Source organism: Leptolyngbya sp. PCC 6406 (genome assembly GCF_000332095.2).
Lineage (GTDB): Bacteria > Cyanobacteriota > Cyanobacteriia > Phormidesmidales > Phormidesmidaceae > PCC-6406.
In genome coordinates this window covers 1-17677 of the sequence record NZ_KI913951.1, presented here as the reverse complement: position 1 = coordinate 17677, position 17677 = coordinate 1, and the positions used below count along the sequence as shown (strand labels likewise).

22 protein-coding genes are annotated in these 17677 nt (G+C 54.9%); 15 read left to right on the top strand and 7 right to left on the bottom strand.

From position 1 onward, the window contains the following. Positions 1–23 precede the first annotated feature (23 nt). From LEP6406_RS0225555 to LEP6406_RS29775, 3 genes are all read left to right on the top strand, one after another. Positions 24–1217 carry an AAA family ATPase gene (locus LEP6406_RS0225555; protein WP_008307740.1) on the top strand — a complete coding sequence of 398 codons (1194 nt, stop codon included), beginning with the start codon at positions 24–26 and terminating at the stop codon, positions 1215–1217. Further along, positions 1217–4171, top strand: a complete 2955-nt coding sequence (locus LEP6406_RS35000) for a formylglycine-generating enzyme family protein (protein WP_008307738.1) — start codon at positions 1217–1219, stop codon at positions 4169–4171. Before LEP6406_RS0225555 ends, LEP6406_RS35000 begins: the two co-directional genes overlap by 1 nt. Before the next feature lie 249 nt (positions 4172–4420). Continuing rightward, a complete protein-coding gene (locus LEP6406_RS29775) occupies positions 4421–4840 on the top strand; it encodes a Uma2 family endonuclease (protein ID WP_008307735.1) in 420 nt (139 codons plus the stop codon). Here the strand turns inward: LEP6406_RS29775 and LEP6406_RS0225540 are convergent. Then, entirely contained in the window at positions 4812–6167 is a 1356-nt protein-coding gene (locus LEP6406_RS0225540; protein ID WP_008307734.1) for an IS110 family RNA-guided transposase, read from the bottom strand. The two genes, LEP6406_RS29775 and LEP6406_RS0225540, sit on opposite strands and share 29 nt — an antisense overlap. 201 nt (positions 6168–6368) lie before the next feature. On the opposite strand from LEP6406_RS0225540, the gene LEP6406_RS31740 reads away from it, so the two are divergent. From LEP6406_RS31740 to LEP6406_RS0225525, 3 genes are all read left to right on the top strand, one after another. Further along, positions 6369–6602: a Uma2 family endonuclease gene (locus LEP6406_RS31740; protein WP_409978154.1), complete on the top strand. Its 234-nt coding sequence runs from the start codon at positions 6369–6371 to the stop codon at positions 6600–6602. A gap of 110 nt (positions 6603–6712) precedes the next feature. Next, the gene (locus tag LEP6406_RS31735) at positions 6713–7621 is read left to right on the top strand and encodes a formylglycine-generating enzyme family protein (RefSeq protein ID WP_008308728.1); all 909 of its coding nucleotides are present in this window, start codon (positions 6713–6715) and stop codon (positions 7619–7621) included. A gap of 101 nt (positions 7622–7722) precedes the next feature. Next, positions 7723–8733, top strand: coding sequence for a formylglycine-generating enzyme family protein (locus tag LEP6406_RS0225525; RefSeq protein WP_008308730.1), 1011 nt, complete (start codon positions 7723–7725; stop codon positions 8731–8733). Positions 8734–8928: 195 nt separating this feature from the next. Here LEP6406_RS0225525 and LEP6406_RS0225520 read toward each other — a convergent pair whose 3' ends face one another. The 3 genes from LEP6406_RS0225520 to LEP6406_RS0225510 all read right to left on the bottom strand — a co-directional run bounded on the left by LEP6406_RS0225520 (position 8929) and on the right by LEP6406_RS0225510 (position 10391). Continuing rightward, entirely contained in the window at positions 8929–9135 is a 207-nt protein-coding gene (locus LEP6406_RS0225520; RefSeq protein ID WP_008308732.1) for a hypothetical protein, read from the bottom strand. A gap of 210 nt (positions 9136–9345) precedes the next feature. Continuing rightward, complete coding sequence (locus tag LEP6406_RS0225515; RefSeq protein WP_008308735.1) at positions 9346–9837, bottom strand: anthrone oxygenase family protein; 492 nt, start codon at positions 9835–9837, stop codon at positions 9346–9348. Further along, positions 9837–10391, bottom strand: a complete 555-nt coding sequence (locus tag LEP6406_RS0225510) for a hypothetical protein (RefSeq protein ID WP_008308736.1) — start codon at positions 10389–10391, stop codon at positions 9837–9839. The genes LEP6406_RS0225515 and LEP6406_RS0225510 overlap by 1 nt, the downstream gene beginning before the upstream one ends. A gap of 117 nt (positions 10392–10508) precedes the next feature. Here LEP6406_RS0225510 and LEP6406_RS0225505 point away from each other — a divergent pair, with 117 nt between their 5' ends. From LEP6406_RS0225505 to LEP6406_RS29765, 9 genes are all read left to right on the top strand, one after another. Beyond that, on the top strand, positions 10509–11003 hold the full coding sequence (locus tag LEP6406_RS0225505) for a MarR family transcriptional regulator (protein ID WP_008308738.1): 495 nt from the start codon (positions 10509–10511) through the stop codon (positions 11001–11003). An 8-nt stretch (positions 11004–11011) separates the two neighbouring features. Next, complete coding sequence (locus LEP6406_RS33240; RefSeq protein ID WP_008308739.1) at positions 11012–11269, top strand: hypothetical protein; 258 nt, start codon at positions 11012–11014, stop codon at positions 11267–11269. An 11-nt stretch (positions 11270–11280) separates the two neighbouring features. Continuing rightward, a complete protein-coding gene (locus LEP6406_RS0225500) occupies positions 11281–11865 on the top strand; it encodes an ASCH domain-containing protein (protein ID WP_008308740.1) in 585 nt (194 codons plus the stop codon). 48 nt (positions 11866–11913) lie between these two features. Next, the gene (locus LEP6406_RS0225495) at positions 11914–12831 is read left to right on the top strand and encodes a macrolide 2'-phosphotransferase (RefSeq protein WP_008308743.1); all 918 of its coding nucleotides are present in this window, start codon (positions 11914–11916) and stop codon (positions 12829–12831) included. A 219-nt stretch (positions 12832–13050) separates the two neighbouring features. Beyond that, the gene (locus tag LEP6406_RS0225490; RefSeq protein ID WP_027269448.1) at positions 13051–13512 is read left to right on the top strand and encodes a VOC family protein; all 462 of its coding nucleotides are present in this window, start codon (positions 13051–13053) and stop codon (positions 13510–13512) included. A 36-nt stretch (positions 13513–13548) separates the two neighbouring features. Continuing rightward, positions 13549–13935, top strand: coding sequence for a VOC family protein (locus LEP6406_RS0225485; protein WP_008308748.1), 387 nt, complete (start codon positions 13549–13551; stop codon positions 13933–13935). A gap of 14 nt (positions 13936–13949) precedes the next feature. Further along, the gene (locus LEP6406_RS0225480) at positions 13950–14375 is read left to right on the top strand and encodes a VOC family protein (protein WP_008308751.1); all 426 of its coding nucleotides are present in this window, start codon (positions 13950–13952) and stop codon (positions 14373–14375) included. 490 nt (positions 14376–14865) lie between these two features. Continuing rightward, the gene (locus LEP6406_RS0225475; RefSeq protein WP_225886724.1) at positions 14866–15420 is read left to right on the top strand and encodes a GNAT family N-acetyltransferase; all 555 of its coding nucleotides are present in this window, start codon (positions 14866–14868) and stop codon (positions 15418–15420) included. Further along, positions 15417–15983 (top strand): hypothetical protein, encoded by a 567-nt coding sequence (locus LEP6406_RS29765; protein WP_155834884.1) that lies wholly within the window; start codon positions 15417–15419, stop codon positions 15981–15983. Before LEP6406_RS0225475 ends, LEP6406_RS29765 begins: the two co-directional genes overlap by 4 nt. A gap of 166 nt (positions 15984–16149) precedes the next feature. On the opposite strand, the gene LEP6406_RS0225465 is transcribed toward LEP6406_RS29765, so the two are convergent. From LEP6406_RS0225465 to LEP6406_RS33660, 3 genes are all read right to left on the bottom strand, one after another. Continuing rightward, a complete protein-coding gene (locus tag LEP6406_RS0225465) occupies positions 16150–16683 on the bottom strand; it encodes a hypothetical protein (protein WP_008308759.1) in 534 nt (177 codons plus the stop codon). A gap of 109 nt (positions 16684–16792) precedes the next feature. Next, a complete protein-coding gene (locus LEP6406_RS35775; protein ID WP_225886725.1) occupies positions 16793–16963 on the bottom strand; it encodes an LPD29 domain-containing protein in 171 nt (56 codons plus the stop codon). Between the two features lie 93 nt (positions 16964–17056). Then, positions 17057–17197: a hypothetical protein gene (locus LEP6406_RS33660; RefSeq protein ID WP_008308762.1), complete on the bottom strand. Its 141-nt coding sequence runs from the start codon at positions 17195–17197 to the stop codon at positions 17057–17059. Between the last annotated feature and the right edge of the window lie 480 nt (positions 17198–17677).

Genomic DNA, 17677 nt, shown 5'->3' with positions numbered 1-17677 from the left:
CCTCTGACTTTATACGTATTCCTATGTCTGACTGGAAATTTTTTACGGCTCAACCCAACCCAGATGGGACTCCACGGCAGCAGGAATTAGAGCCGATCTCGGCCCGTCCAGCTTGGCGACAATTCATGTCTCAGACGGATTTTGAGCAGAAATGGCAGCAGGCGAGTGAGGATCGCTGGGAAGCACTACGGAAGGAAAAGCGTCTTGATGCCCGTTCTGTAGAAAGGGGAGCAAGTTTTCGGATTCGTCAGGTTGAGGGTGAGCAGTCGGAAATTATTACTGCGGTGAATTCTGCCCTAGCGCTGCGTCGTCCGCTGCTCATTACCGGGAATCCAGGTTCTGGCAAGACCTCCCTTGCCTATGCGATCGCCTATGAACTGAAGCTAGGACCAGTATTGTTGTGGCCGATCACGACGCGCTCAAAACTCACCGATGCCCTATACCGCTATGACGCGATCGCGCGTCTGCAAGACACCCAGTTCGATAAGTCAGAGTTAGAGCTGCAAATTCTGCTGGCAAAGGCGGAGAATCAAGATCCCGACCGCGCCCAAATCGATGAATTAAAAAAAGGCCGCAGTTTAGGAGACTACATTCAGCTTGGCCCTGTGGGCACGGCATTTTTACCGTCCCATTTGCCACGGGTCTTGCTGATTGACGAAATCGATAAAAGCGATCTGAACCTGCCCAACGATTTGCTGAATTTGTTTGAAGAAGGTCGTTACGAGATTTCCGAACTGGCACGACAAAAGAGCGATGCACCCGTTTCCGTGCGGACTGAAGATGACGATCTCGATGCAGAGATTGAGAAGGGTAAGGTCACCTGTTACGAATTTCCCTTAGTCATCATGACCAGCAACGGTGAGCGCGATTTTCCGCCTGCCTTTTTGCGACGTTGCTTGCGGATCAAGATGCCCGATCCCACAGACAGTACGATCCTGACGAATATCGTTGGCTCTCACTTTGACCGGAGCGATCGCCAGCCTACGGAACAACCCTGGTCGGAAGTTGGGCCTAAAGTGGCCATCTTGATCGAGAAGTTTGCCGAGGACTTGAAAACTAAACCGTCGTCTCTTGCAACGGATCAGCTTCTGAATCTGATTTACATGGTGCGGCAGTCTCAACTCATGGATTCGGATTTGGGTGATGAGAAAAATGAGGAGCTGAACAAGCTCAAGCAGATCTTGCTGCGACGTTTGACCAACGAGGCCAGCCGTTAATGAGTACCGAGCAGTTCGTGGCCGCGCTGACAGAATATCAGCTTGATCCGACGGAGATTGCTGAGATTCTTTGGCTGGCTTTGCATCAGCCCTTGCCGGAAGTGGCAGCAAGCACTGACTCGGACGCTAGTGATCAGGATGGGACTGGTGGTAATGCGGAAACTAATCAGGATGCTAATGATCAAGGTGCGGGCATAGACCCAATCCCCATCGATCAGGATGATGGAACTGACCCTGAATCCGAGGAAAATGACGACCGTTTTTTTGGGATTGCCCCAGAACTGCCCGCAGGAACATTGCCTCAGAGGGCTGCACCGATTTCAATTCCAGACCCTGGTATTCTGGACGATACTTTGCCCTTGGTAAGGGCGATGAAGCCGCTACTCAAGCAGATTGAGTCCCAGATTTTGGGCACGGTCAATGAAGTAGAGACGGTTGAGCGCATTGCCGAAACGGATATCTGGTCGCCTGTTTTAAACGCTGACCAGGAACCCTGGTTTGATGTTGCGCTTGTGATTGATGGTAGTCCGGCGATGGGCCTTTGGCAACGGCTGATTCAAGATATTCAGCGGTTTCTGCGGTGCTACGGCTCCTTTCGTGACTTCCGGGTGTGGCGACTCACTGCGATCAATGGTGAGGTGGGTATTTGTGCCGCGCCAGAGGCAGAAGCAGTGACGCGATCGCCCAGAGCCTTGCTGCCCCCCGATGCCCGTCGTTTAATTTTAGTCTTCAGTGATTGCACCGCCGATTATTGGTGGGATGGTTCACTACAGCCTGCCTTGGCGCTGTGGGGAAGGTCTACGCCGACGGCGGTGTGGCAAGTGTTGCCCGACTGGATGTGGAAACGCACCGCTTTAGGAATTGGCGAATATGTTGCCGTTCGCAACCACCTTCCCGGCGCTACCAATCCTCAGCTCAACCCGATATTTCTTTCCTTGCGGTCATCAGCGCGGCGTGGCCGTCAGTCGGCTTATTCAGAAACTGGCGCGGCTCCGTCATCGCTGGCATCGGCACCGATTTGTATTCCTGTTGTGACCAGTGAAGGGAAGTCGCTGGGCGCGTGGAGTCAGATGCTGGCAGGCGATCGCCGCTACTCTACCCCAGGCTTTATTTTGCCGACGACGGGCTGGAAGCCGACAGACCCCCCATCAACAACAGACGCGCCAGCGGAGAACGGGACTGATGAGCTGCTAGAGAACTTTCGGGTCAAAGCGACCCCGGATGCCCGACGTTTGGCGGCTTTACTCTCAGCCGCCCCGGTCATCACGTTGCCCGTGATGCGCTTAATTCGCGCCTCTGATGAGCTTTTACCAGGGTCTTCTCCCTTACCCATCGCCGAGGTGTTTTTGGGAGGGCTGCTGCAAAAAGCCCCTGACCAACCTGTAACAACCAATCCTGAACAGGTGCAGTACACCTTCCCCCATGAGGTGCGCGATCGCCTGCTAGATATCCTGCCGAAAGTGGATGCCATTGACGTAATTGAGGCAGTCTCCAGGTATGTGGCAGCACTCCTAAACTTTACTCTGGCCGATTTCCGAGCGCTGTTGCTGTCGCCTGATCTAAAAGATGAGGCCGATCTCTATGGATTGCGATCATTTGCCACCATGACTGCCCAAATCCTCAGGAGGGTGGGTGGTTTTGAGGACTTGGTTGATCAGCTAGAGGGAACATCGGCACCGAAGGATCCTGAAATTGATCCTGAAAGGATCGGGGATGACTGGCTCGCCGACTTCGACCTCCAACCCCTCACCTACGAAGTCGCCGAATACCTCGACTTCCCCGCCATCACCGACTTCGACTTTACCGAAGCCGAACTGGTTGAAGAAGACGCCGACTTTCCCCCTCCTCTTCAGACTGATGACTTCAAGGTTGTCACCGTTGAGCTAATCTCCAACGACCCGCAGCTAGAGTCTTTTGACTTTACCGTCGCGACCGTCGTCAATCGCCAGGACGCCGCTGACCTCACTTCCCAGGCTGATTCCCCGTCTGATTTGCGTCCCCGTCCATTGCCTGACCCACCCCCACCAGTCCCAGGGCCACCGCCGTCTGGGCGTGATTTTCGTTCCCGTCCATTGCCTGACCCGCCTCCGCCAGTTCCCGGTCCCGACGACATCACCCGTCGCCAGCTAGGCGGGGATGCCGAATGGCTGATTCTGCGTCGCCAGGAGCGGGCTGATCGCTACATTGAAATCCTGCCCGATGACATCACCTTGGAAATGGTGTCCATCCCCGGCGGCACCTTCCGCATGGGCTCCCCCGAAGATGAGCCAGAGCGGGATGCCGATCGCGAAAGCCCCCAGCACGACGCTAGCGTTTCTCCCTTCTTTATGGGACGCTACCCCATCACCCAAGCCCAGTGGCGCGCCGTCGCCAGCTTGCCCCAGGTCAATCGCAATCTCCGTGGTGCTGACCCATCACGCTTCAAAGGCGACAACCGCCCCGTTGAGCGAGTGTCCTGGGAAGATGCGGTGGAGTTCTGCGCCCGCCTCTCCGCCCATACTGATCGCACCTACCGCCTCCCCTCCGAAGCGGAATGGGAATATGCCTGCCGTGCGGACACCACAACGCCCTTCCACTTTGGTGACATGGTTACTACCAACGTGGCTAATTACGACGGCAAATACACCTATGCCAATGGCCCCAAGGGCGAATATCGGCAGGAGACCACGCCCGTTGATCACTTCGGTATCGCTAATGCTTTCGGCCTCTGCGACATGCACGGCAACGTTTTGGAATGGTGCGCTGACCACTGGCACGACAACTACGAGGGTGCTCCGACGGATGGCAGTGCCTGGATAGAAGGTGGTGATTCGTCTTATCGCGTTCGTCGTGGCGGCTCCTGGGGCTTCAATCCTAGGTACTGCCGTTCCGCGTATCGGGACAGGAATACGCCCAACCTCATTGACCTCCTCATCGGTTTTCGGGTGGTCTGTTCTTCCCCCAGGTCTTCTTAGCCCTTTGCTCCTGCCTGTTGCTCAGGCTCCGCCTGGACGCCCCCACCGAGGCTCCGCCTCAACTACAGCAACGTCACCGCCAACAGCCCCGCGCCCCCCACATAGTTGCGATCGCTCGAATATCGCCAACGGGCCGGATTATCCCCATACCCCCGTTTCACCAAATCAAACCGGGTCAGCTATTTTGGTAGGGCAACCGAAGACCTAGCTGACCCCTTTGATTGAATTCAAAAAACTGAAAAAGGTGCTATGACGACGATCATTAACCTGGAACCCCTCACCCACACCCTGACCCGATCGCAGTTCAAGCACCTCTGCCAAAGCAATTCCGATGTGCAGCTAGAGCGATCGCCCCAAGGAGAATTGATCCTCATGAGTCCCGTCGGGGGAGAAAGTGGCAACCAAGAAGCAACCCTGATCACCAAAGTCGGCATCTGGAACGAGCAGACCCAACTGGGCTATGTCTTTAGTTCCTCCACGATCTTCAGCCTGCCGCAAGGGGGCGATCGCTCTCCTGATGTGGCTTGGATCGCCAAAGATCGCTGGGAAACACTCAGCCCTGAAGCCCGCGAAGCCTTTCCGCCGATCTGCCCCGATTTTGTGATTGAGCTACGCTCCCGCAGCGATCGTGTAACGTCTTCTAAGAAACTTCCGGGAGCGGGGGTTTAGGGACAAGCTCGAACCCCATCTGCTGGGCTCGCTGTTTAAGGTGCTTAAGCACTCGTTGCTGATACTGCTGTTCATAAGCATCAGCTCCAATATCGACATAAGCCTCGCCAGTTGACCATAACCGATAGAAGAGGCATGCCAGTTTGTGCGCAGTTGCGGTAACGGCTTTCGGTGCCCCAAGGCGATTGCGAATCCGTCGATAGAACGCGCCCATAGCAGTCTGACTATGAGCCAACGATTGTGCCGCTATCCGAAACGCCTTTGCCGCTCGGTTGACAACTTTACGGGTTTTGGAGCTCAAGACTTTACCCCCACTGACTCGGCTACCGGGACAGAGCCCTAACCAAGAGGCGAAGTGTTTCACCGACGGAAAGCGCCTGGGATCAAGTCCGACTTCGGAGAGAATCGTTTGCACGGTTAGCACTTCGAGACCATCAATCTGGGTGAAGTCAATGCCACAGAGGCGATAGAGATGGGAGCGCAGGTCAAACTGGGGCGCATTGCGACTGGGCTTTCGACCTTTAGGTCTTGGCGGCAACGGCGCATCCGGAGCACTCTTATCCTCAAAGGTCTCCAGACAGGCTTGAATCTGGTCGTCGCACCGGGCAATTTGCTGAAGGTAGGTGTCATATAACAGCAATTCTTGCTCCAGCACAAACACGTGTTCCCCCCGGTAGTCCCCCTCTAAAGCTGCCGCAATCTCGTCCGTACTGCGTTTGGTGCGTGGGTCTCGCATCGCCGCTAACTGGAGCGGGTCTCGTTGACCCGCCACAATGGCGCGAATAATCTTCATGCCAGTTACCCCCGTAATGTCGCTGACCACCCGAGGTAGCTGCAGATTCATTTCCGTCAACGCCTTTTGCATCCGTTGAATATGAACGCTGGCACACTCGGTCAGCCGCTCGCGCTGCCGGATATAGCTTCGTAAGACGCAGATGGCATCGTCGGGACGAAACGACGCTGCCAGTAGGCCATAACTATGCAACTGCCGCAACCACTGGCAATCTAAGACATCACTCTTTCGTCCCGGTACCGTTTTCAGATGATGCGCGTTGACCAAGCAGACCTCAAACCCTCGGATTTCTAGGATTTGAAACACCGGTATCCAATAGACTCCGGTCGATTCCATCGCGACGCTGGTGATACCACATTGTTGCAGCCAGTCCGCTAACCCATGGAGATCATTGGTAAAGCACCCAAACGGGCGGACGGGCTGCCGATCTCGCTCAGGCGGCACACTGACCCAGTGGGTATCTGCACCAATGTCAATTCCGGCGGCGTTAGGACAGAGCTGATGCACCGAACTCTTGGTAGATGGCTGAGTCATGGCAATTCTAGGAGAAGATAAGGGGCTCTAACCTGGGACGGTTGTTAGAGAGTCTTCTAAACGGGATAGCTAGGGCTTCACCAGTGTCATCACCATATATCCCAGGACCATGCTCCGTAACGGGCACTGAGGCACCAGTGGCGCTGCGGCCTTAACTGTTAGAGCTTACGATTACGATAGACCCATCCCCCTGTTTCTTCCGTGCATTACCCAACATTTTGGGTTGGGTCTGGTGCTCCGAAGGAGAATCGCCTGCCACCTCTGCAAGCCAAAATGCAGGAATACCTCGACAGTGGCCTCCAGCTCGGCTGGCTGATCAATCCCCAAGCTCAACAAGTAGAAATTTATCGTCCCAGCCGCGAACCTGAAATCATCGCCCTACCCGCCACCCTCTCCGGTGAAACCATCCTGCCAGGGTTCCAGCTATCCCTCTGAGTTTTCTCCCACCCACTGACCCTGATTCCTTCTCACCCTTCACCCTTCACCCTTCACCTTCCACCCCTCACCCCTCACCCCTCACCCTCCACCCTCCACCTTCTTCCCCCATGCCCCTCACAGTTCGCCGCACCCCCCGCACAGGCCGAGGCTTTATCGAGCCACTACTCGATGTGGGCGAAGCCATTCCCCTCCACATGGTACGGATACCGGGCGGCACCTTCACAATGGGCTCTCCAAAGGATGAACCTGAACGAAAGGAGCGCGAAGGCCCTCAGCATGATGTGACAGTGCCGATGTTTTTTATGGGGCGTTATCCCATTACGCAGGCGCAATATGAGCGTGTCATGGAGGCCAATCCCGCCACGCAATACGACACTGATCTCTTCGTGGGACTTAACAAGCCGGTGATTGGCGTCAGTTGGGATGATGCGATCGCGTTCTGTCAACGGCTGTCTGAACTGACAGAACGGGCTTACCGCCTGCCCTCCGAAGCCGAATGGGAACACGCTTGTCGCGCAGGCACCACCACGCCCTTTTCCTTGGGTAAAACCCTGACTACCGAGGTGGCTAATTACGACGGTAACTACCCCTATGGTGATGGAGCCAAAGGCGAATACCGAAACGAGACCACGCCCGTCGATTTCTTCGGCATCGCTAACGCCTTTGGCCTCAGTGAGATGCACGGTAACGTTTGGGAGTGGTGTGCTGACCACTGGCATGGGAACTACAACGATGCTCCCACTGATGGCAGTGCCTGGATCGAAGGCGGTGATTCGTCCCTGCGCGTTCGACGCGGCGGCTCCTGGTACAGGGATCCGGGGGGGTGCCGCTCCGCGTGTCGTGACGACCTCAATCCCCGCTTCCGCATCTTCGACAACGGTTTTCGTGTTGTCTGTACCGCTCTGCGGAAGCAAACTACGGCCCCTAGGGCTCTGACCTTGGCTGGGGTTCAGGGCCAGCACAGAGCGACAATCAACCTGCGGAAGCAAGCTACGGCCCCCAGGGCTCTGACCTAGTCCTTTGCTCCCTTTTACCTTTGGCAAGGCTCCGCCAACGACTCGCTCAGGGCAGGCTTTTTGCCCTCTGCCCTTCTCCCCTTTTTCCTTCTTCAAAGAAAATGCCATCAACTGCACTTCAAGTCATTCTTAAAGAGCGTTCAGGGCGCAACCAGTGCTACGACGAAGCGCTAGCTGAGGGCGTCTTGCCGCTACGGATGATGCAGATTCCAGCGGGCACATTTCTCATGGGCTCTCCCAAAGATGAGCCAGAACGCCATGCAGAGCGAGAAAGCCCTCAACATGAAGTTACGATTTCTCAGTTCTTCATGGCTAAATATCCAGTGACGCAGGCCCAGTGGCGCATCGTCGCTGCCATGGAGAAGGTAAACCGCAAACTTAATCCCGATCCCTCTCAATTCAAAGGCGATCTGCGACCAGTAGAGCAGGTGTCTTGGGAGGACGCAGTAGAGTTTTGCGACAGGCTAACGGTCCACACCAACCGCCAGTACCGCCTGCCCTCCGAAGCCGAATGGGAATACGCCTGCCGTGCAGGCACAACAACTCCTTTCCACTTCGGCGAGACGCTCACCACCGACATCGCCAACTACCGAGGCACTGATGATGAATCGCTGGGTGGGTCAGGCTCCTACGGTGATGGTCCCAAAGGCAAATATCGAGAGGCAACCACGACCGTCGATCACTTCGGCATTGCCAATGCCTTTGGCCTCTGTGATATGCATGGCAACGTCTGGGAGTGGTGCGCTGACTACTGGCATCAGAACTACGATGGTGCCCCCACTGATGGCAGTGCCTGGATTCAAGGTAGCAACTCATCCCAGCGCGTTCTACGCGGCGGCTCCTGGGGCAACGGTCCGAGGTATGGCCGGTCCGCGTGTCGTGGCAGCAGCAATCCCGGCGACCGCTACAGCAGCTACGGTTTTCGGGTTGTTTGTACCGCTCTGCGGAAGCAAGCTACGGCCCCCAATGCTCTGACCTTCGGGGTGATGGGGGGAGGGGTGATGTTAGCAGGCACGGGGCAGACCATAGGGGATGGGGAGGCTCTGACCTTCGGGGTGATGGGGGGAGGGGTGATGGGGGGAGGGTTCACCGGGTGGAAACTAGGGAATTGATTCCCTGGCTCACAGCAAACATCCGTTGAAACGGACTCAAGACTAGGGCGAGCCAGGGACAGTCCATTTCAGTTAAAGCATCCTGCCAGGGTTTCAGCTATCGCTTTGCAGGGGATAAGGTCATTGCCCGGTTAGGGAGTCTTAGGGCGCGATCGCGCACAAAGGCTCCCTAGCTTCCGGCTAGCCTGGTCACCCCTAAGCCGCTTGCACCTGAAGAATGTCCAGATAATCATTGAGCGCATCGATCGCCCCATCCATGCCTTGGGCAGCGGAGATCAAGCGTTTATCCTCACCCCCCTGAGCCAAGAAAGCCTCCACATGGGCCAATTCAATCACCAACTGTTTCACCACTCCCCGCAACCGTCGTTGCTGTGGAGTCAAAGCAAAAGTCGTCGTCGCCATGGTCACATCCCCCTCATTGAGCCGGTCATAGCTGTGATAACATGGCCGATCTTGTTGCAACAACCCCGTCTTATTGCAACTAGGTTGCCGTTGCAACTTCCGCCCCAGCAACAGAGAGCCCCCGATTCACCCAGGTCGCCAGAGTAACCTACCCCGCAAACCGTCCCCAAAGCGGTATGGAGAATTATGGCCATGGAGTAGGGTCAACCGCTAGCTGGAGCCAATCGCCAGAGTCAACAGAGTAGCAGCGACTAGGGCAGCCACCATACGCAAATGGTTCCACCGTGTCCAATTCCTAAGGTACTTAGCCCAGAGCCCATGGCTCGCAGGACTATCTGGGGGAACCGCCGCCAGCGCATTGTTGAGGGGGACATTAGCGGCAATCGTGACCAGGATAGTACCCAGGAGGTAGACGGCACTGCCAAGGAGAACATAGGGCGTGTCGGGTTGAAATTCTTGGAGAAAGGAGGCAACAACTAAGGCTAAGCACCCCCCTGCGGTTCCAAACAGCGTCCCCATAAACCAGGGGTTGATGACAGTGATATTGATCGACTGCATAGTCGCGATCCCCTGAGCCGGTGGCTGCTGACCCAAGGCTTTCATCACAAACGTAGAGAACGCCAAGAAAGTTCCAGCAACCAGCCCACACCCCAAGGCAGTGCAGAGTTTGAGGGTAAAAAATGCCGGTTCAGCGATCGCCATCAACGCTTCCTCGCAGTGAATTGCTGATACAGCAGGGCAAAAGTTTTCAAGGCGGCTAACCAGGCCACTAGCAACAGCAAATGCCGCAGGTGGTTGAGATGGCTCCAGTGTAGTGCCGTGGTCACCGCCTCTGATGCCGATGGATTATCCCCCATCAGGTGCAGCATTGTCGGGACAAAATAGCCAAAGGTGAACAGGCGCTCAACCAGAGCTAGCCCCACAGCCCCAAGCCACCAGCGGCGGAGCTTGCCCCGGTGAGGCCAAGCCACAACTGCATTCGCCACCGTCAACACCGTCAGCGGCACCGTCGTTACATAAACCCAAAACCGCAGCCCAGTATTAGCATCACGAGCCGCTGCCGCCAGCCACTGATAGCCCCCGTCAGGCCCCATCACCAGCCACTGGGGAAAGACAATCACTGATTCATAAAGCCCTGCCCCTAGGGCAATGCCGAGATTAATCACCCATAGCCACAGCAGTAGTTGAGCTATGAGAATAGCGCTGGGCCTGCCCTGCCGACGGGTCATCGACAACGGGTGGATCTGTGGATTCATGGGAGTTCTCCTGAGTGCACGGTGAGGTGTTCAGCGCTAGCGCTAAACTTGAGTAAATCTTGGAGGCTATACTTCTTAGCTTCTAAGATAATCAGATGCTAAGAGGAGTGTGGGGGATTGTCAAATGAAGCTTCAGATCGCAATGCTCTGTTACAGGCCAATCTTCAACTGGGTCGCGAACTCAGCGCCCGCACCCTGATGTTCCACGCCGCCGTCAGCGATCGCGTCGGCCTGAGCGCAACAGAACACAAAGCCCTGGATTTGCTCAGCCGTGCCGGAGCCCTTACCGCTGGCCAACTGGCAGCGCTGACCGGGCTCACCACTGGGGCAATCACGGGGCTGGTGGATCGCTTAGAAAAGGCGGGGTTTGTCAGGCGCGATCGCGATGCCAGCGATCGCCGCAAAGTGGTGATTCATCCCGTTCTAGAAAAGATGGAGGCGGAAATCGCGCCTCTGTTTGCCTCAATGGGGCAGCAAATGGAGGGGTTACTCTCCAGCTACAGCGAACAAGAGCTGGCGATCATTCAAGATTTTGTCAGTCGCAGCATTGCTGTGCTGCAAGCGGAAACCACAAAGCTGAGCACAGATCCACCGTCAGCAGAAACCTCCTGAAACCCTTGATGACAGTTTTTTTGGAAATCCGTATCTCCCCCGATGGTTGTTCTAGCGAGTTTTACGATGGCGTAAAGCGTATTCCGTGCCTTGGCCAAACTGCGAGAGAATCAGACGACGGGGTCAACCGCATGGGGTCGTATCTGGGGGTGATGGGACAAAGCCCGATGGACTTTGAGCGTGACCCAGAGCTACATCCGGGAGATCGCCTTAGTTGCGAACGGTATGGCCTGCGGCTAGCCCAGTGGATGGCACGAGTCCAGTAGCCTCACACACCATGCTAATCAAGCAGCAGATTTTAGAACAGATTGCCCAAGGCAGCGTCAGCTTAGCCTTTCGCTGCTGGCAACGCCCTACTGTTCGTGCCGGTGGCCAACTGCAAACCGCCGTTGGGATCTTGGCCATTGATGCCGTTGATGTGATCACCCTCCACCAAGTGACCGATGTTGATGCCCAGCAGGCCGGGTATGCCTCGCAACAGGCTTTGATAGATGAGCTAGGGCAAACCGACCAGGGACAACTTTACCGGATTCAACTGCACTGGGCTGGTCCTGATCCACGGGTGGTGTTGCGAGAGCAAACTGGACTTTCATCTGCTGATCTGGAACAGGTGCGCCAGAAGTTGACCCAGTGGGATGCCCAGAGTAAACATGGATCCTGGACAATGACAGTTTTGAATCTGATCCAAACTCACCCAGAAACCCGAGCAGCCGAATTGGCAGCTCTTGCCCAGCTAGAGACAGCAACCCTCAAAGCCAATGTGCGCAAGCTCAAAGCGCTGGGTCTGACCGAAAGTATTGCCAAGGGCGGTTATCGGCTGTCACCCAGAGGCCAAGAAGTAATTAACCGTCTAAACGCCTGAGACAGTGTCTAACGCAGACAAAAGATTATCCACGGTAGCACTACTCCGATGTCTTTATCCCAGGAAGCTATTCTGGCCCTGGCCAGCCGCCATGGGTTGGCCTTAGCCCTTGACTCATTGCAGATCAACGAGTCAGGGCTAGATTTCCAGGTTGCCATCGTCCGCTCCAATGATGGAGCCTCGTGGCTGCTGAGAATTCCTCGACGGCCCGATGTGCTGGCCTCGGCCCAGCGAGAGCAGACCGTCCTCACCCTGGCGCAGCCCCACCTGCCAGTGCCGGTGCCCGATTGGCAGATTCATACCGACGAGATGATTGCCTATCCCCTACTTCCCGGCCAACCCGCTGGCACCATAGACCCAGAGTTGCAAGCCTACCGCTGGGAAATTGATGCCCAAAATCTGCCCACTGCCTACTTGCAGTCCCTAGGCCATGCCCTAGCTGCCCTCCACGGCATCCAGCACCCGATCGTCGCTGAGGCCGGGTTAGAAACTCCCGCGATCGCAGCCATCAGAGCCGCCTGGTCAGAACGGATGGTCAGGGTCAAAGCAGCTTACTCGGTGAACCCACAACTCTGGAACCGCTGGCAGCGCTGGCTAGATAACGAAGCTCTCTGGCCCGAAAATACGGCCCTGATCCATGGCGATCTGCACCCCGGCCATATCTTGATTGACGGTCAGGGGCAGGTCACGGGACTGATTGACTGGACTGAAGCGCGAGTGACAGATCCGGCCTCAGACTTTGCCGCCCACTACCGAATCTTTGGCCGCAATTCCCTAGAAACGTTGCTGCACCACTACGGGCAGAGTGGCGGCACCCTCTGGCCCGCCATGGCCGACCACATTGTGGAGTACAACAGCGTCTTTGGGGTGGAAGTCGCTGAGTTTGCCGAGCGATCCGGGCTGGACGACTTCAAAGTGATGGCCAGACAGATGCTCAGTGCGGAACCGCATACCAAGGAATCTTAAACTCATCAAGGCTTTCACCGTCCTCCAATCGGAGTACTGTTTCTGCCATTGACTGCTAGTAACAAAACGTTAGCGACAAAAAGCGCCTATTCTGCGGGCATTGCCCTTCGCGTCCCTCGATCATTCCCCATGCCCACCCGATTAAATAGTTTACTTGTACTATATTATCGTCATGGGCAAGCCTAAACCGCCGCCCACCTGCCGCCATAAGAGAGGAATATGAGTACTCAACTATCTCCAATCCCTGCTGGCTATGAGGCCGCCATCCCCATGCTGGCCTTACACAATGCTGCCGAGGCAATTGAGTTTTACCAAAAAGCCTTCGGCGCTACAGAGCTTTCGCGCCTGAGTGAGGCAGACGGAAAAATTGCCCATGCTGAGTTAACAATCGGTGCTGCCAAAATCATGCTTGCGGATGAATATCCCAGCGAGAATACTAGCCCCCAAAGCCTCAAGGGCTCCACTGTGATCATCCACCTGTATGTAGAGAATGTGGATGCCGTCGTTGCCCAAGCTGTCGCCGCAGGGGCAACGCTGCTACGGCCCGTCAGTGACCAGTTCTATGGCGATCGCAGTGGCAAAGTCCAAGATCCCTTTGGCCATCTGTGGATGATTGCTTCTCACCGGGAAGATCTATCCATGGACGAGATTGAACAGCGGTTTCAGACCCTAATGGCTTAATGGAGTTTCCTGCTGATTCAGCAATTTATTATCACCATGGCTTCTGAGTATAAACCTGACAACTATCCCACCATGTCCCCTTATTTGGTGGTGGACGGTGCCGATCGCACTATTCAGTTCCTCACCGATGTCTTTTTGGCCACCGAACTGCGCCGCTTCTGCAATCCCCAGGGCCAGGTGATCCATGCTGAAGTGCGTCTGGACGATGGGGTGATCATGCTAGGGGATCAGGTTGAAGACTGGCCTGCTCGTCCTGCCCATGTCCACATCTATGTGCCGGATGTTGATGCCACTTACCAAAAAGCCCTTGAGTGGGGGGCAACTTCAGTACAAGCTCCGACAAAGAAAGATGATGACGATAAACGAGGGGGTGTAAGCGATCCGGGCGGCACCACCTGGTGGATTGCCACCAAAGTTGAGTAAACGGTAAATCAACTATGGAAAATACCAGCATTATTTCCCACCTCTCCCTAGGCACCAATGACTTTGAGCGGGCAGTAGCCTTTTACGATCTCATCCTGCCTACCCTTGGCTACCAGTGCATCATGCGAGAACCAGGGGCGATCGCCTACGGCAAGCAACTGCCGGAGTTCTGGATTCAGACTCCCATCAATGGCCAACCCGCCACCGTAGGCAACGGCACCCATGTGGGGTTCATCGCCCCTACCAAAGAAGCGGTTCATGCCTTTTACGAAGTGGCCTTAGTGGCTGGTGCCCAAGACGAAGGGCCACCAGGCCCCCGCCCCGACTATGGTGAACCCTACTACGGCTGTTTCGTGCGCGATCTCGATGGCCACAAGATCGAAGCTGCCTACTGGGATATGGCCCTGATTCAGGCTCAGTATCTCAACCCCTCCACATAGCGCTGCACGACCTGCCGTTACTGCTCCGGGCTCAGGCATTGGGCCTGAATTAGGGAGTCCAGACCGATGCCTCAACCACCAGAACATAGCTGTGAATGAGAGCCTGTAAGACAACCCGTTTCGGGCCATGAGCCACCACCACCCCACTGCCATCGAAACGCTGCAACAGATAGACTCTGGTTCCCACTTATAACTGAGATTGAGAAGCCCCCGGTGCGTCTGAGCAATGCTCACTTCCCCGTACTGCCGTGCGGCCCTTAAATCCGCCTCAGCAGCCCTCAGTAACGCCTCCTGGAGCGATCGCGGTAAGTCTCCACTGCCGCCATCCGCTACCTGTTTTATTTGTCGTTCTCTAAACCTTCAATCACACGACAAACCCAACCAGACTCACGTTGGCGAAGCCGTTCCGGAGGAACATCGCCTGCTCCCAAATCGGTTTCTCACTCTCAACCTTGAGTAGAACACCTATACTCAATAGCGAAGATGACTGGTGTCGAGACCTTTGGACGAAACGATTACCTTGCTGAGTGGAGACGGTCAGCCCGTGGAAGGCTGCATCTGCGCAATGCAAGAACGCCATTGGCGCGACTTCCAAACCCTTTGGAAGTCGATGCTGGTGGCGACCGACCAGCCGGATGCCGCCTGGATGTGGGACTATAAGCTGCGTCAATCCCAGCGCGAGGCCCGTTACGAAGCGTATGCCTTAGAAGCCGATTTTTTGACTCAAGGACTGATATTTATGGAAACGCAATGGCATCGCTCGCATTTACCAGAGCGGTTTCCTCTCGTGTACGTGGAAGCCTTGTCCTCGGCTCCTTGGAATCGCTTTGCCTTAGAGCGCCCTCCGTTTTACTACGGTGTGGGGCGGTTGTTGTTGATGTTCGCCCGTCGCCGGAGTCTCGCCCTGGGGTACGGTGGCCGCGTAGGCTTGCATGCATTGCCCGGAGCGGAAGGCTTTTATCGTCGTTTACAGATGCCGGACTACGACGCTGACCTCGAAAAAGAGGGCTTAGTATACTTTGAGTACGGAGCGATCGCCGGATGAGTAATTCTCCTCTCAGGAGCAATGACCCAATGGATGAAGACCGATTAGCAAAACAATTGGCTGAGACCGGCAATATCATGGACCTTTGCCAAGATCCGACCTGGCTCGAAGAGACCGCCCAAATTGAAAAAGAGTGCGGGGGTTATGTGGAAGCGGGTCTACTCTTGCGAGAGTATGCCATGAGCACCCCGACGGTAACCCCAGACCAGCTCCAGCAGGTACGACTGCAATCGGTTTTGTTTGCTGAGTTGCATCAGTGGATGTCCACCTGGCAGATGGGGTTGAGCTTTGAAAAAACGTACACTCAGGCCCGTCAGATCGTGCGACATCATCTGCAAAGCGCGACCGAAGAGCAATCGGTTTGGCTGCACGCCCTCTTGAGCGAAATCGAGCAGAAAATCCCCTCAGAGCAAGCCTCAGTTCGGGCTCAAACCATTAGTTGGTTCCGTCAGGTTTTCACGACCGACGATTGGCAACAACTGGCCGCGATCGCGGCTCAAGAAATTTATGCCGGTGTCAGTCAATTAGAGCGACTTCACTCGGTTCAAACCAGTTCAGTCTGATCTGAATACATGTCGTTGAGCAGCATTAGCGGCAACCCTATCCAGAACGATGCACCTTTTGAGGTACCCTACCGGGCTCCTCTAGAAAGGCTGCAATCGCCTTCGCGCTTTCGACACACCGCTCATCCGACGACCACCCTTACTTATCTTATCTTTCTTTACTTTCCTACCCAGTAAGTCCCATAACAAACTCGTAAGTCCCTTCTGTTCGCTTGGCGTACCAGAACCACCTTCCGTAGCGCACCCCTGCCTTTTTCTTGCTAGGTCGAAAGCCACAAGCCCTGAGCAATTGCCGAGTAGCCAGATCCGGCTTACCCGGAAAAAAGAGTTCAAAGCCATTCTTGGCGTGATTCTCCACCACCTCCACGGATTGCAGGTCAGCCACCGTAGGATGAGTCGCCGCCGCATTCCAATGCGACCCCAGCTTCAAAACACCCCCCACCGCCTCACCAGCACCAGAGCGATGCTCCTCTAGAGCAGCTACGCCCCCGCGATCGCCAACGCTAACCTCATTAGCCACCTGAACCGGATAGAAAGACGTTTCAGCGAGAACATCCATCACCAACCACTGAAGATCCTTCACACCCCCGCCAACACATTGAGGATTAGCCTCATGGGGAATATGAGGCGAGGAATACTCCGATTGCCCACAGACCACTGGAGGCACAGGCACCACCCCCCAATCCCGACAAACCGTCATCACCGCCGACTCAAAGACCGAGATCGAGAACCGTCTATCACAGTGGACATAGCGATTCCCCCCAGAGAGGATTTCTCCCGACCCTTCATCACGTCGGACAGATACATACCTAATTAGCGATCACCTCCACCTCAGAGACCATAGGGCCATCGATCCAGCACACCCGAATAGAAGAACCCAAGCTGTAGTTAGACGACCTCACCCTGAACTGGCAAAGCGGGAAAACAGCCTTCAATTGTTGTCTTAAAGCCTTAGCCTGCTGAGCCACAGACGAGAGCATTCGACGTGCCATAAAGAGAAACCTAAACAACTGCAAATCGGAAGAGAGAGAAGAGATGTAGAGCCATCAAACGCTTCCTAGAGACGCCAAGGGTCATTCAATGCTGATGAGCCTGCCATCGCACCAGACCGCTTCTGGCGGCTTTACCGGCTGCATCCGAACGAGATCTTGAACACGAATATCCAACCCCGCCTCCAAGTGCCGTTGAATCTCGATGCGATCAAACCCAATCATCCCAACATCCTTTCTTGACTACATTCTAACAAATCCTTATCTAATAGTCAAGATAGCAAACCATATAATCAAGATAAAAAGAAAAGCTGAAATGCCCATAAAACAACAAAAACACCTAATAACAAAGACTCAAAACGTCAAGACAAGGATGAACAAAAACAACAGTAAAGTTAAATGAATAAGAATATACTATCTATCATTATCATTTTGAGATGATCCCCAGCATTCCAGGAAAGGAAGAATGCCAAAAGTCAAGAACGCAAAAATCCAGTCATCGATCAAAAAGGCTGAAACCCATGCATAGCAAGGCTTTCAGCATACAGAAACTTTTCCACCCCAACAATAACAACAGCGATCCCCGCCCATTCCTATCTTTTCTACACGACAAGAAACAAAAATAAACAGGAAAGATAAGATATTCAAATAGTTAAGAAAGTACACAGAAAAGGAAGGGTAGACAAGCAAGGACAAGAATAGTAT